Raw genomic sequence first — 12,178 nt, 5'->3', positions numbered from 1 at the left:
TTGTGCGAGTGGGTAATTCAGTGCACTCCGCCGCGAAGCATTACCTTTCCGGTACGCCCTGGCGTCTCGGTGAGCACGGCCGCCTCGGCTGCTTGCGCGAGGTCGAAGATCGCTTGCGCATCCATGCGCAGCACCCCCGACGACGCGAAAGCGACCAGCTCCGACATCAGTCGAATACGGTCTTGCGGGGTGAGTTCGGCGTTGCGTTGCTGGCCCCAAAATCCGCGCACCACAGTCTCTTTGAAGATCACCGGGCCCGATGGGATGATCATCGGTTCGCCCGAAAGCGCACCGAAGGAAATCAGTTCACCGCGTGGTGCGAGCAATGCCATCAGGTCGGTTGAGGCGACACCGCTCACCTGGTCGATGGCACGCACAATCGGTTCGCCTGCGGTGGCTTCGACGACGGTGTTGCCCCAGCCGTCGATGGTGGTGTCGATGACCGGGCCGTAGCCCTGTTCGGTGAGTGCGGCGACCGACGCGGCGCCGCGCACCAAACTCACCACGCGCACGCCGCGTTGCTGGGCGAAGAGGTTAAATAGGCGCCCGACGGCACCGTTGGCGGCATTGATCGCGACCCATTGGCCGGGCAGAACATGCAGGTCATCGAGCAAAATCAGTGCGCTGAGTGGCATCGCGAAGAGCTGCGCCGCCGTTTCGTCGGGCACTTCCTGCGGGACCGGGACTACGCCAGCGGCAGGCGCGATGAAGTAGTCGGCCCAGGAGGAACGCGCCCCCGCGACGGCGACGCGCGTCCCGAGCTCAAGCCCACTCACGCCTTCGCCGACCGCTTCGATGACACCGACAGCCTCGGTGCCGGGGATCGCGGGCAGCGGGGGACGGTAACCGTAGATGCCGCGAACGATCGCCAAATCGTGGTTGTGAATGGGCGAGTACGTCATCGCGACGCGGACCTCGCCGGCCCCGGGATCGGGTGTCGGCACGGTGGCGGCGTGCAGCACCTTGCCCGGCTCCCCAAATTGATCAATCACCACTGCCTGCATGTGCGCCTCCGCTGTAGTCGCGAGTACTGGCACGAGCCTTGGATCAGGGACCATTCTCGCACGTGGATAGGACGATCCTGGTTGCGCGCTTGCGCGGGAATTGGCGAGGGTGGCTGGTCCGGCTGGGCCGCCGTGGTGGTCTCGGCCCGGAGCGCGCCAGCATGCGTCGAGCGCGTCGATTCCGGCTGCCAGCTTGTGCAGGACTGGCGGAGGCGGCTAGTGCGGCGGGGTTGCCGTGGCAGTCTTGCCCCGCCGCGCGAAGGTGCGCGTCGTCGCGGGGTGGGTCGGCGATCGTGGTGCGGTGAGTGCGTCGGGCGCGCGGGCTTGATCGCGTGGGTTTGCCGGATTTGGTGATCGCGGCGTCGAGCGCGTCGAGCTTGCGTGCTCGTGCCGGAATTGGGGGCGGCGCCGCGTTCGTCTGGTCGGATGGCGTCTTGCTGCAGGCTGCTCGTGCCCGCACCAGCGGACGAACGCGCGGGACACGTTGTCGCGCGTGGCTCGGCGGCTACGTGCGGTGGGGGATCGGCAGCTATGGGGCGGTGAGGGCGTTGATTGCGGCGTCGAGTTTGCGGGTTGCTTCTCCTGCGATGCCCGACATCATGGAGTCGTTGGTTGCCTTGATCATGACGTCGGGGTTCACCGCTTCGACGACAACGCGGGCCGGATTCGTTGTGTCGCGCCGCACTGCCACGTTGCAGGGCAAGAGCAGGCCGACGCGGGGGTCGGTGCTGATCGCGCGGAAGGCGAGGTCGGGTTCGCATGCGCCGAGGATCAGGTACTCGCCGATGTCCTGGCCGAGTTTGTCGCTGAGGGTGGCACGCATGTCAATTTCGGAGACGATCGCGAAACCTTGGTCGGCCAGGGCATGTCGGGTGGCGGCGACCGCATCGTCGAAACTCGATTCCAGAATGGCGGACAGAGCGAAACTCATTGGTGCCTCCTGTGCAAATCGTTCCAGGTCACGCCCATGTTAGGCGTGCGCGTGGCGAGCAGACGTGTTCGCGGTCAAGCGGGCGATGCGTGGCGTTGCGTTGTGTGGCGATGCGTGGCGGTGCGCGGTGGTCGTCGGCGGCGCTCGGCCGGGCGGATCCCACCGCGCGTGCGGGCGTTAGCTCACGCGTCGATATTCAGCGACCCAGCGCGCACCGAGAAAGTGTCCCGGCTGGGCGAACGCCTCCACCGCGATGAGTTCCAGTTCAGGGGACGCGATGGCGTCGATGTCGGCGCGGCTCAACGGCCACGGCGGACTTGGCGGCACGCCTTGCGCGACATTGGCGATCACCAGCAGCGTTCCGCCGGGCGCGACGAGAGAACGAACGCCCGCGATCGCTTCGGCGCGGATCTCCGGCGGTAGCGATTGGATGGTGAGTGACTCGATCACGAGATCGAACGCTCCGGCCCAATCTGGCGGCAGCGCAAGCAAATCCGCAGCCCGATATTCGACACGTGACGATGGAAACCGTTCGCGCGTCGCGGTGATGGCGCTGGGGGAGATGTCGAACGCGACTGTCGGAATCCCTTGGGCCGCAATGTATTCGGCGTCGGTACCATATCCGCTGCCGACAACGATAGCCCGCGTCCCGGGAGTAGGCGGGTGCGTTTCGACCCACTCAACGAGCAGCGGATTGGGTATGTCGCGGTGCCACGGCACCGCGCTGAGCGGGTCCGACGACAGGGCAGCCTCGGCATACAGCGGCTCAAACCACCCGGTCGGATCCCCTTCGGACAGGGCCCGCGCGGAAAGACGACGATCGGCGGATTCAGTCATCCCCCCAGTCTGCCGCACGTTAGACACGCGGCCCGCGTCCTGACCCGCCGGAAGTCTGGCGCGTGGTGGGTGCGGAGTACGGATGTTCTGACCCGCCGTAAGTTTGGCGCGGTGAACCCGGCGTACGGAGGCCCTGACTTGCCGGAAACTTGGCGCGTTGACCGTCGACAGTGGGCGTTCCTGGCATGCCGAACACTGGGCGCGCCGTCAATCCGTGGCACGCGCCATGTCCACTGGGCGTGTCGCGCCGAAAAGGGTGGCATTTTCGTGCACGTCCACAGGCGAGCAGCCGAATTGAGCGGATCCCCCTTGAACGTGCACGAAAATGCCATGCGACACGCCAGGTTCTACGGCACGAGCACCACCTTCCCGGTCGTGGCACCCGACTCCAACGCCACATGCGCCGCCGCAGCCGCGCTCAAGGGGAACGCGGTGATGGCCGGGCGCAGCACACCTTCGATACCAAGGGCAAGTGCCCGGCGCGCTAATATTCGCAGGTCACCGCCCGCTTTCTCCACCATCTTCGGCCCCAAAACGGTTTCCGACGCGATTCCCGCACCCGGGTCGACCTCGGTAGCCGATCCGGCCGACCACCCATAGATCAGATGCTGACCACCCGGCGCGAGCAACCCCACCGCCGCCGTTCCCACCGCACCGCCAACCCCGTCGAAGACGACGGTCGCAGGCCGCCCCGCCAGGTGCGCGCGCACCTTCTCAACCCACTCCGGTTCCGTGTAATCGACCGCGAGGTCGGCCCCATTGGCCGCGACGAGCGCCGCCTTGTTAGCCCCACCAGCAATCCCAATCACGGTGGCGCCCAACGACTTCGCGTACTGAACCAGCAACGTCCCGATTCCGCCCGCAGCCGACGTCACCGCCGCGACACTGCCCGGACCAAGATCAGCGAACTGCGCGATACCGAGCATCGTGCGCCCGGTTCCGGCGAGCGCCACCGCATCAGCGGCCGACAGCCCGGGCCGCGAAAGTGCCTGTGCCGCATCAACAACGGTAAGTTCGGCATACCCACCCGGCGCGTTTCCCAGGTGCGCGACAACCGGCTGGCCGACCAGCGCCTCATCAACTCCCTCGCCGACTCGATCGACGATCCCGGCCACCTCACGTCCCGGCACGGTCGGTAATTCGGGAAGGGGGAATGGCCCGGCTTCGCCTCGTCGCAGCGCGGTGTCAACGAGGTGAACGCCGTTGGCCTCCACCCTGATTCGCACCTGACCGGGACCAGGCTCGGGATCGGGCACCTGCTCATAACGCAGGTTCTCCGCTTGACCAAAGCTATGAAGTCGAATCGCGTGCATGCCCCCACTTAACAACCTCAAGCACGCTTTAGGTCAAGTGCTTGCACCGTGGCGCACCGCGAATCCGTCACACAGCGCGGTCAAGCCCAGGAAAAGAAGATCCTCCGACGTCAACTCGCTCACGCCCGCACCCTCCAACTCCGCCAGTCCGGCGGGCACCGGAAACGTCGGGTGACCGTCCAAGATGTCGCGCAACCCATTGCGGTCATCAGCCGCCGACGTGCTGTTATCCGCCAACAACGCCCCACTCACCACCGGCAGCGACGCACCGGAAATGTAGTTCCACACGCTGAACGCCATCGTCGTCGCCTCCCGCGCCGACACATTCAACTCGCGCAGCCCCTCAACCAGCCAAGCGAGCGAGGTGAGCCCACGCGGGCCAAAGCTGTAGCGGGGGATCGCGAACGTGAGCAGCACCCACGGATGTTGTTGGTAGAGCAGCCAATCCACTTCGGCAGCGATGCGAACCCGGTCGCGCCAGGTGAGGCCGGTGGGGTCGGGGTAGGGGTAGCGGCCCGCGATTTCGTCGGTCATCGCGGCGATCAGGTCGTCCTTATTCGCGACGTGCCGGTACAGCGACATCGTGCCGACGCCAAGCCGGTCCGCAATGCGACGCATCGACAGCGCGTCGAGCCCATTCGCGTCGGCAATGTCGATGGCGGTGTCCACGATGGCGGATTTGCTAAGGCGCGGCTCGGTCATCCTATGACTCACTTCCTGTATGCCCGGGCGTATGCGTACACTGTACCCATTCCCCGCGTACGCCGTACGCAAACAGGAAAGGGCGTAAGGAATGACCAAGCTGGAACCGGCGGTCGCGGACGCGCACGCCGGTGGGCGTCGCGCATGGCTTGGCCTCGCGGTGCTTTTGCTCCCGGTGCTGTTGGTGTCGATGGACATCTCGGTGTTGTTCCTTGCCATGCCGACGCTGACCGTTGATCTCGATCCCACAGCGGCCCAACAGCTGTGGATCCTCGACATATACGGATTCATGCTGGCTGGTCTGCTCATCACGATGGGCAACCTCGGCGACCGCATCGGCCGGCGCAACATCCTGCTCATCGGCGCGACCATCTTCGGCCTCGCCTCGATCCTCGCCGCGTTCGCACCCAGCTCCGGCGTCCTCATCGCCGCCCGCGCGCTGATGGGCATCGGCGGCGCGACGCTGCTGCCGTCGAGCCTCGCTCTGATCTCGACCCTGTTCCCCGACGCGCGTCAACGCGCTCGCGCGATCGGCATCTGGACCGCGTTCTTCGCAGGCGGCTCGGCCGTCGGCCCGATCATCGGCGGCCTGCTCCTGCACCACTTCTGGTGGGGCTCAGTCTTTTTGATCAACATCCCGGTGCTGGCGATCCTGCTGATCTTCGGCCCGATCCTGCTGCCCGAACACCGCTCAACCGAACTTGGCCGCCTCGACTGGCCAAGCGTCGTCCTGTCGATCGGCGGTATTTTGCCGCTGGTTTACGGCATCAAACACATCGCCGCTGAAGGCTTCGACGTGTGGTCGCTGCTGATCGCGCTGTTCGGCCTCGCGCTGCTCGTCGTGTTCATCCGGCGACAGCGTCACCTCGCCGATCCGCTGCTCGATCTGAAGCTCTTTACCCGCCCGTTGTTCCGGGTCGCGATCGGCGCGAGCACCGCCGGCATGGCGTCGCTCGCCGCGATGAGCTACCTGACCAGCGTGTATCTGCAATCAGTCACCGGACGTGACCCGTTGCAGGCGGCGTTGCTGGGCATCCCGATGGCCGTCGCGGTGTTCGGTTTTTCGATGGAAGGAGCGCGGATCGGGCGCGCGCTTGGCATTCGCGCCACCTTCACCCTCGCGTTGGCACTGTCTGCGGTGGGCAATCTGATGCTGCTTGGTGTCGGGGTCGACGCGGGCATCGGCTGGTATGTGGCCGGTTCGGTGATCGCGGGCGTTGGGTATGGCATCTCGTTCACGCTGGTGTCGGACGTCGCGGTGTCGGCGGTGCCGCCCGAGCGCGCGGGGTCGGCGGTCGGCATTTCCGAGACCAGTTTCGAACTCGGCAACGCCCTTGGTCTCGCACTGCTTGGTTCGCTCGCGGCGCTGGTCTTCCGGTCAAGCGGCGACTTCGGCGACACGATCGGCGAGACCATCGCCCACGCCGACGGCAATTCGGCGCTCATCGACGCGGCACGCGAAGCGTTCGTCGACGGTATGCACGTCGCGATCGTCGCTGGTGCGCTGCTGCTGATCGCGATGGCGATTACCGCATGGCGTGATTGCCGTCCGCGCTAACCGTGTCATTCGCCTGCAACATGGGGTTGCCTAGGATCGCAGGATGCGTGATCAGCCCACGGGGTTAGCGACCCTGCTCGCCCTCGCCGACTCTCGGCTGCCCATCGGAGGCCACGTGCATTCCGGTGGGGTCGAAGAGGCGGTGGCCTCGGGGTTGCTGCGTGACGCCGACAGTGTCGAGCGGTACTTGCGTAGGCGCGTCGCGACGACGGGGCTGGTTACCGCGTCGCTCGCGGCGGCGGTGTGCGCGGGCGACCTCGCGCCCGACCGTGCTGAGCTGGAAGCCGATGCCCGCACCCCGTCGCCCGCTGCCCGCGCCGCATCGCGCGCGCAAGGGCGAGGATTGCTCCGCCTCGCGAAACAGCTTTGGCCGCACCAGGATTGGACCGTCGTCGGGCCCAAGCCGCATCTGTCGACCGTGTTTGGCATGGTCGGCCGTGCCTGCGAAACCACCCCCGACGAACTCGCTGGCGTCGTCGTCTACACGACGCTGACCGGTGCCGCGACCGCTGCCCAGCGCCTGCTCGCGCTCGACCCCGCCGTCATCGCCGCGGGCACGATCGCCATCGCGCCACTCTGCGACGCCACCGCCGCGACCGCGGCCCAGGGCCTCGTCGCCCTCTCAGACCCTTTGCAAGATGTCCTCGCCGAACGCCACCAGGTGCGCGACATGCCCCTGTTCGCGTCATGACACCATCCAGGAACGGAGAAACTCCATGCCACCCCATCTGATCGACGGCGAACCGCACGACCACAGCCACGATCGTCCCAAGCGGCACCGGGTGCCCGGCGAAGCGCTGCGCATCGGCATCGGTGGCCCGGTCGGGTCCGGCAAGACCGCGCTGGTCGCGGCGCTGTGCCGTCAGCTGCGTGACGAACTGTCCCTCGCGGTGCTCACCAACGACATTTACACCACCGAAGATGCCGACTTCCTGCGGCGCAACGCGGTGCTGCCCGATGAGCGCATCACCGCTGTCCAGACCGGCGGGTGCCCGCACACCGCCATCCGCGACGACATCACGGCCAACCTTGACGCCATCGACGACCTCGTCGCGGCCAACCCGCCGCTCGACCTGATCCTCGTCGAATCCGGCGGCGACAACCTCACCGCGACCTTCTCGTCCGGGCTCATCGACGTGCAGATCTTCGTCGTTGACGTCGCTGGCGGCGACAAGGTGCCGCGCAAGGGCGGCCCGGGCGTCACCTTCTCCGACCTGCTCGTCGTCAACAAGACCGACCTCGCGCCGCTCGTCGGGGCCGATCTCGGCGTGATGGAAGGCGACGCGAACCGCGTGCGCGAGGGTCGACCGACCGCGCTCGTCTCCCTGACCGCCGACCCGGCCGCCACCCCGGTGCTTACTTGGGTGCGCGAACAGTTGCGGATCGCCGCTGAGCAGGACACGGCCAGCCTCGGTGCGCACTGAGCTACACATCGTCGCTGAGGCGGGCCGGCTGCCGCGTATCCACGCGGTCGGCGGCCTCGCCGCGCGCCTGACCGGGCGCGACACCGTCCACCTCATCGGCACGGCGGCGACGCCGTTGGGCGGGGACGAACTCGACATTCGCATCATCGTCGGTGCGGGCGCGCGCTTGACCGTGCGCTCGGTCGCCGCGACAATCGCGCTGCCGAGTCGCGAGACGCCAAAGTCGGTGGCGCACTGGCACTTTGAGGTCGGCGAAGGTGCCGAGCTTGACTTCGATCCCGAGCCGACGATCATCGCGGGCGGTGCCGAGCACTACGCGACAACGACGGTGGCGGTGGCGTCAGATTCACGGCTGCGGTTGCGCGAACGCGTGCAAATCGGCCGAGCGGACGAGGAAGTCGGCTGGTGGCGCGGCGACCTGCACGCCGACATCGGCGACGTCCCGCTGCTGCGGCACCGACTGGAATTGGGTGCGTCGGCGGTCACCGACGACGCACTCACGTCGCCTCGCGCGGTCGACAGCGAACTGCGCTACCCGGACGAAAGACCAACGGCGACAACGGGTTTACACGCGGGCCGCTACCCCCTGGCGGCGGGCGGATCCCTGACGACGTGGACGGGCACCCGCTTGCTTCTCGGCACCGAAACCGACACCGTCGCACTGGCGAACTGACCGCGCCTGAACACCAAGGTGGGGCCTGCCATCCGAGCAGGCCCCACCTTCGAACTCCGGGCGGCAATCAGGCCAGCGCGGGCGCGACGTCGGCCGCAACCGGCGCGACACCTTCCGGGCTCACTCCGTGCGACGGCGCGATCATTCCGCCTGCCGCACCGACCGCAGCGCCAATCCCCGCGCCAATGATGCTCGCGGGCACCGACACCGCCATATACCCGACCATCCCGCCCAGGATCGGTCCGGCGACCAAGCCGATCGGCAGCAGCGGCACGCCCGCGACCAACCCGGCGACCGCGCCGATTGTGCTCGACATCATCGCCACCGGCATCGCCAACGTCGACCCGACGGCCGCACCGCGCGCGGCTGAACCGATTGTCGACGCGGCGACCAAATCGGACCGACTACGTTCCAGCCCTACGGAATCCAGGAAGGTCGCGAGTTGCGCCTCGGTCTGCGCGGAGACGTCGTTGATCTGAATCGACGTGTCGACCGGCACCCACTCGGGCACCGGAACCTGCTGATCGCCGAACCGGAACTGGCCGGGCGGCGGCAGGATCGGCGCGACCGGCGCGGCAGCGGTCGGCGCGTGCAACGGCCCAACCGGCGACAGATAACGCGACTCGGGCCCCGACCGCGACCACGCGAGCGAACTGCGCGTATTCGCGGGAATGACTGGGCCAGCGGGCGCGGACATGTCGATTTCCGGCGTCTCGGGTTGGCTGACCGTCGGCTGCTGACCGGGGTCGGCCGACGCCGTGCCAGTGCCGATCAACGCAAGCACCAACGGCACCGCGCCCGCAACGACCACCGAGCCGACTTTCTGCCGTTGCGCGCTCACCGCCCGGTGTTTTCCGCTCGCCATAGGTCACCTTTCGTCGCTGGGAATTCGGGAACACACAAACCTGTCGTTCCACATTCGGACCAGCGACGTGCGTGGATGGACACAATCGCGCTACGACAAAGGCCGGACCCCTAAAAACCGCAGGACCCGGCCTTTTCCACGTGCAAGGGTGCTAGACGATGTCCCGATTGTCGGTGCCCGTGAGCCTGCCGTCCTTGTACAGCTTGGCGGGCGGCGGCGGCGCACCGAGCGCGGCGGCGAGTTCGTCGGCATCGGCTTGATCGGAATTGACTTGCTCAACGGCAAGTCGCGCGAAGATCCACTGCTCGGTTGCCGCCATCTGACCGCGATCGCGACCAAGGAACGAAACGAACCAGCCGATCATCGTGACCAGACGATTGCGGTAGCCAATCAGGTAGTACAGGTGCAGCCCAAGCCACGCGAGCCACGCGAAGAACCCGCTGAACTCGAACTTGCCAACCTGGCACACCGCGTCGAAACGCGAAATCGTGGCCATCGAGCCTTTGTTGAAGTACTTGAACGGCTTGCGTTCTTCCGGTGTCTGCCCTTTGAGCCCAGCCTTGATGGCCTTGGCCGCATAGGTGGCACCCTGGATGGCACCTTGGGCCTGACCTGGCACGCCCGGCACGGCCATCAGGTCACCGACCACGAAAACGTTCGGGTAGCCCTTCACCGTGAGGTCGGGCTGCACGATCACGCGACCAGCGCGGTCCACCTGGGTGCCATCAGAGCGTTCGGCGATCATTTTGCCGAGTGGGCTGGCCTGCACGCCCGCCGACCACACCTTGCAGACCGACTCAATGCGGCGCGTGCTGCCGTCCTTGTCTTTGACGACAACGCCAAACGCGTCGACATCGGTGACCAGCGTGTTCACCTGAATCTCGACGCCCATCTTTTCCAGGCGTTTCGCGGCGGCGGCACCGAGCTTGGGGCCCATCGGCGCGAGCACCTGATCGGCACCTTCGACCAGGATCACGCGGGCGTCGCGGGGGTCGATGTTGCGGAACGCGCCGTCGAGCGTGCGGTCGGCGAGTTCGGCGATTTGACCGACCAATTCGACACCGGTCGGGCCAGCGCCGACGACAACGAACGTCATCAGCCGGTCGCGTTCTTCCTTGGTGACCGCCAACTCGGCCTGCTCGAACGAACCGAGGATGCGCGCGCGCAATTCCAGCGCGTCATCGATGGTTTTCATGCCGGGCGCGAACGTCGCGAAATGGTCGTTGCCGAAATAAGACTGCTGCGCGCCCGTCGCCACGATCAGACTGTCGAACTCGGTGACGGTGTCGCGGTTGAGCAACGTGGACGTGACCGTGCGCGACGCCAAATCGACATCGACAACATCGCCGAGCAGCACCTCAGCGTTCTTCTGCTTGCGCAGGATCAGCCGGGTGGCCGGGGCGATCTCGCCGGTAGACAGAATGCCGGTCGCCACCTGATATAGAAGCGGCTGGAACAGGTGGGTTGAGGTCTTCGAGATCAAGGTGATGTCCACGTCGGCGTGACGCAGATGGCGGGTGCCGAACAGGCCACCGAAGCCAGAACCGATGATCACTACCCGGTGACGCTTGTTCTCGACAGGCTCAATGCTCATCGTCTGACTCCTCGAAAGTACCGACGGGCTAGCCCCGCACCGGTGGACAACGACGACAGATTCGACAATACGGGAACGCGCCGATTAGCGACCGGCAAGCAACAATTCCGCGATCTTGGTGTCGGTCTCGGCGCCATCGGTGTAGCCACCTTGGTTGCCGAGCGCGCTCATAATCGCCAGGGTGTAGCGCTCGCCTTGCCCGGCGACGCCGACCGAATTCACGACCCAGCCATCGGCTTCGGCCGACCAGCCGTTCTTGAGCCCAGGCTGCACCCGCGCGCCCGCGCCCCACACACCCCAGTGCTGATTCGAGTCGACCGAGCGCATCCGGCCAAGCAGATACGCGAGGTCGTCGGGGTGCATGGTGTCGAGGATGGTGTTCATCAACCGATCGAGGTCGGCGGCGGTGCACTTCTGGAACGACCAGTCGGGGAACAGCGCGGTCGCGGTTGGCTGCGGGATCAGGCTGACCATCCCGTACATGCGAAACGCGTTGTTGTAGGCCATGCGATCGAAGCCGATGTATTTGTTCCACAGCACGTCAGCGGCGTGGTCGTTCGACGTCGCGAGCATCGCTTCCATGTTGAAGCGGTCATCGGGGCTCAGCACGATCGCGCCAACACGGGCGCGGTTCAGCAGGTCGGCGGCGATGGCGAGCTTGATCGTCGACGCGGTCCATATCTGGTCTTCGGCATGGGCATTGGCGTAAACGCCGCCGGTCACCCGGTCGCGCAACACGTAACCGACGACGCCAGGACGGCCGGCGAGGTAGCTGTCCACTCGCGCGATGCGCGAACTCATGTCGCAGTCAAAGCCGGGCAGGCACGCCTGGGTGAGTGCGGGCGGCGCGGCGTTCGCCGAGCCCACCGCGCCAGGAACGGCCGGGCTGATCACAAGGACAGCGGCAGCCAAGGCGACAGCGGTACTGGTAGCACGGGAACTAGCTCGGACAGCAAACGGAGAACGGGCACGCACGAGGGAACACGTTCGCACACCGACGCCCAATTCGCACTACTCGTAGGCAAATCGATACTTTTCCGGACTTGCGGTCCAGGCGATTTGGGTTTTAGTGATGCGCGGCGTGCGGGGTGGCGATCGTGCAGCCGTTGAGGCGATGACAGTGTTCGAAGGCCTCGGTGTGTTTATCCGCGGGCCATGAGTGCAACACTGTGGCTGGGCCGTAGCGACGTGAGTTCACCAGATCCCAGCGGCTACCCGCGCGGCGAACGATGAACCCGCCGCGCGGAACAAGAGGAATCACCTGCGCCATGCGTTTC

The 12,178-nt window shown here is 66.3% G+C and carries 13 protein-coding genes; 4 read left to right on the top strand and 9 right to left on the bottom strand.

The window, feature by feature from the left end; translation table 11 throughout:
- Positions 1-17: 17 nt before the first annotated feature.
- The 5 genes from IEX78_RS03595 to IEX78_RS03575 form a co-directional block, all read right to left on the bottom strand.
- On the bottom strand, positions 18-1,004 hold the full coding sequence (locus IEX78_RS03595) for a zinc-binding dehydrogenase (RefSeq protein ID WP_188827253.1): 987 nt from the start codon (positions 1,002-1,004) through the stop codon (positions 18-20).
- Between the two features lie 529 nt (positions 1,005-1,533).
- Entirely contained in the window at positions 1,534-1,935 is a 402-nt protein-coding gene (locus tag IEX78_RS03590) for a DUF302 domain-containing protein (protein ID WP_188827252.1), read from the bottom strand.
- Between the two features lie 177 nt (positions 1,936-2,112).
- Complete coding sequence (locus tag IEX78_RS03585) at positions 2,113-2,772, bottom strand: class I SAM-dependent methyltransferase (RefSeq protein WP_188827251.1); 660 nt, start codon at positions 2,770-2,772, stop codon at positions 2,113-2,115.
- A gap of 347 nt (positions 2,773-3,119) precedes the next feature.
- Positions 3,120-4,085: a zinc-binding dehydrogenase gene (locus IEX78_RS03580; RefSeq protein ID WP_188827250.1), complete on the bottom strand. Its 966-nt coding sequence runs from the start codon at positions 4,083-4,085 to the stop codon at positions 3,120-3,122.
- 33 nt (positions 4,086-4,118) lie between these two features.
- Positions 4,119-4,787: a TetR/AcrR family transcriptional regulator gene (locus IEX78_RS03575; RefSeq protein WP_188827249.1), complete on the bottom strand. Its 669-nt coding sequence runs from the start codon at positions 4,785-4,787 to the stop codon at positions 4,119-4,121.
- Positions 4,788-4,878: 91 nt separating this feature from the next.
- Between IEX78_RS03575 and IEX78_RS03570 the strand changes: the two genes are divergently transcribed.
- The 4 genes from IEX78_RS03570 to IEX78_RS03555 are packed head-to-tail and all read left to right on the top strand — an operon-like array spanning position 4,879 to position 8,442.
- Positions 4,879-6,345, top strand: a complete 1,467-nt coding sequence (locus IEX78_RS03570; protein WP_188827248.1) for an MFS transporter — start codon at positions 4,879-4,881, stop codon at positions 6,343-6,345.
- 43 nt (positions 6,346-6,388) lie between these two features.
- Entirely contained in the window at positions 6,389-7,036 is a 648-nt protein-coding gene (locus tag IEX78_RS03565) for an urease accessory protein UreF (RefSeq protein ID WP_188827247.1), read from the top strand.
- A 25-nt stretch (positions 7,037-7,061) separates the two neighbouring features.
- Positions 7,062-7,769, top strand: a complete 708-nt coding sequence (gene ureG / locus IEX78_RS03560; protein WP_188827246.1) for an urease accessory protein UreG — start codon at positions 7,062-7,064, stop codon at positions 7,767-7,769.
- Positions 7,759-8,442: an urease accessory protein UreD gene (locus IEX78_RS03555; protein WP_188827245.1), complete on the top strand. Its 684-nt coding sequence runs from the start codon at positions 7,759-7,761 to the stop codon at positions 8,440-8,442. Before ureG ends, IEX78_RS03555 begins: the two co-directional genes overlap by 11 nt.
- Positions 8,443-8,509: 67 nt before the next feature.
- Here the strand turns inward: IEX78_RS03555 and IEX78_RS03550 are convergent, their stop codons facing one another.
- From IEX78_RS03550 to IEX78_RS03535, 4 genes are all read right to left on the bottom strand, one after another.
- Positions 8,510-9,307, bottom strand: a complete 798-nt coding sequence (locus IEX78_RS03550; RefSeq protein ID WP_188827244.1) for a hypothetical protein — start codon at positions 9,305-9,307, stop codon at positions 8,510-8,512.
- 151 nt (positions 9,308-9,458) lie between these two features.
- Positions 9,459-10,901 (bottom strand): NAD(P)/FAD-dependent oxidoreductase, encoded by a 1,443-nt coding sequence (locus IEX78_RS03545; protein WP_188827243.1) that lies wholly within the window; start codon positions 10,899-10,901, stop codon positions 9,459-9,461.
- Positions 10,902-10,985: 84 nt separating this feature from the next.
- Positions 10,986-11,813, bottom strand: a complete 828-nt coding sequence (locus IEX78_RS03540; RefSeq protein WP_188827242.1) for a serine hydrolase — start codon at positions 11,811-11,813, stop codon at positions 10,986-10,988.
- A gap of 154 nt (positions 11,814-11,967) precedes the next feature.
- Positions 11,968-12,171, bottom strand: a complete 204-nt coding sequence (locus tag IEX78_RS03535; RefSeq protein WP_188827241.1) for a hypothetical protein — start codon at positions 12,169-12,171, stop codon at positions 11,968-11,970.
- Positions 12,172-12,178: the final 7 nt, after the last annotated feature.

The sequence above is a fragment of the Nocardia camponoti genome (genome assembly GCF_014646135.1).
Lineage (GTDB): Bacteria > Actinomycetota > Actinomycetes > Mycobacteriales > Mycobacteriaceae > Nocardia > Nocardia camponoti.
The sequence above is the reverse complement of the archived record's forward strand: the minus strand, read 5'-3'. Positions and strand labels throughout refer to the sequence as shown.

Coding starts and splice junctions, on each gene's coding strand:
- ureG (WP_188827246.1), top strand. CDS start 7,062: ATGCCACCCCATCTGATCGACGGCGAACCGCACGACCACAGCCACGAT.
- IEX78_RS03580 (WP_188827250.1), bottom strand. CDS start 4,085: ATGCACGCGATTCGACTTCATAGCTTTGGTCAAGCGGAGAACCTGCGT.
- IEX78_RS03550 (WP_188827244.1), bottom strand. CDS start 9,307: ATGGCGAGCGGAAAACACCGGGCGGTGAGCGCGCAACGGCAGAAAGTC.
- IEX78_RS03595 (WP_188827253.1), bottom strand. CDS start 1,004: ATGCAGGCAGTGGTGATTGATCAATTTGGGGAGCCGGGCAAGGTGCTG.
- IEX78_RS03590 (WP_188827252.1), bottom strand. CDS start 1,935: ATGAGTTTCGCTCTGTCCGCCATTCTGGAATCGAGTTTCGACGATGCG.
- IEX78_RS03565 (WP_188827247.1), top strand. CDS start 6,389: ATGCGTGATCAGCCCACGGGGTTAGCGACCCTGCTCGCCCTCGCCGAC.
- IEX78_RS03585 (WP_188827251.1), bottom strand. CDS start 2,772: ATGACTGAATCCGCCGATCGTCGTCTTTCCGCGCGGGCCCTGTCCGAA.
- IEX78_RS03575 (WP_188827249.1), bottom strand. CDS start 4,787: ATGACCGAGCCGCGCCTTAGCAAATCCGCCATCGTGGACACCGCCATC.
- IEX78_RS03535 (WP_188827241.1), bottom strand. CDS start 12,171: ATGGCGCAGGTGATTCCTCTTGTTCCGCGCGGCGGGTTCATCGTTCGC.
- IEX78_RS03570 (WP_188827248.1), top strand. CDS start 4,879: ATGACCAAGCTGGAACCGGCGGTCGCGGACGCGCACGCCGGTGGGCGT.
- IEX78_RS03545 (WP_188827243.1), bottom strand. CDS start 10,901: ATGAGCATTGAGCCTGTCGAGAACAAGCGTCACCGGGTAGTGATCATC.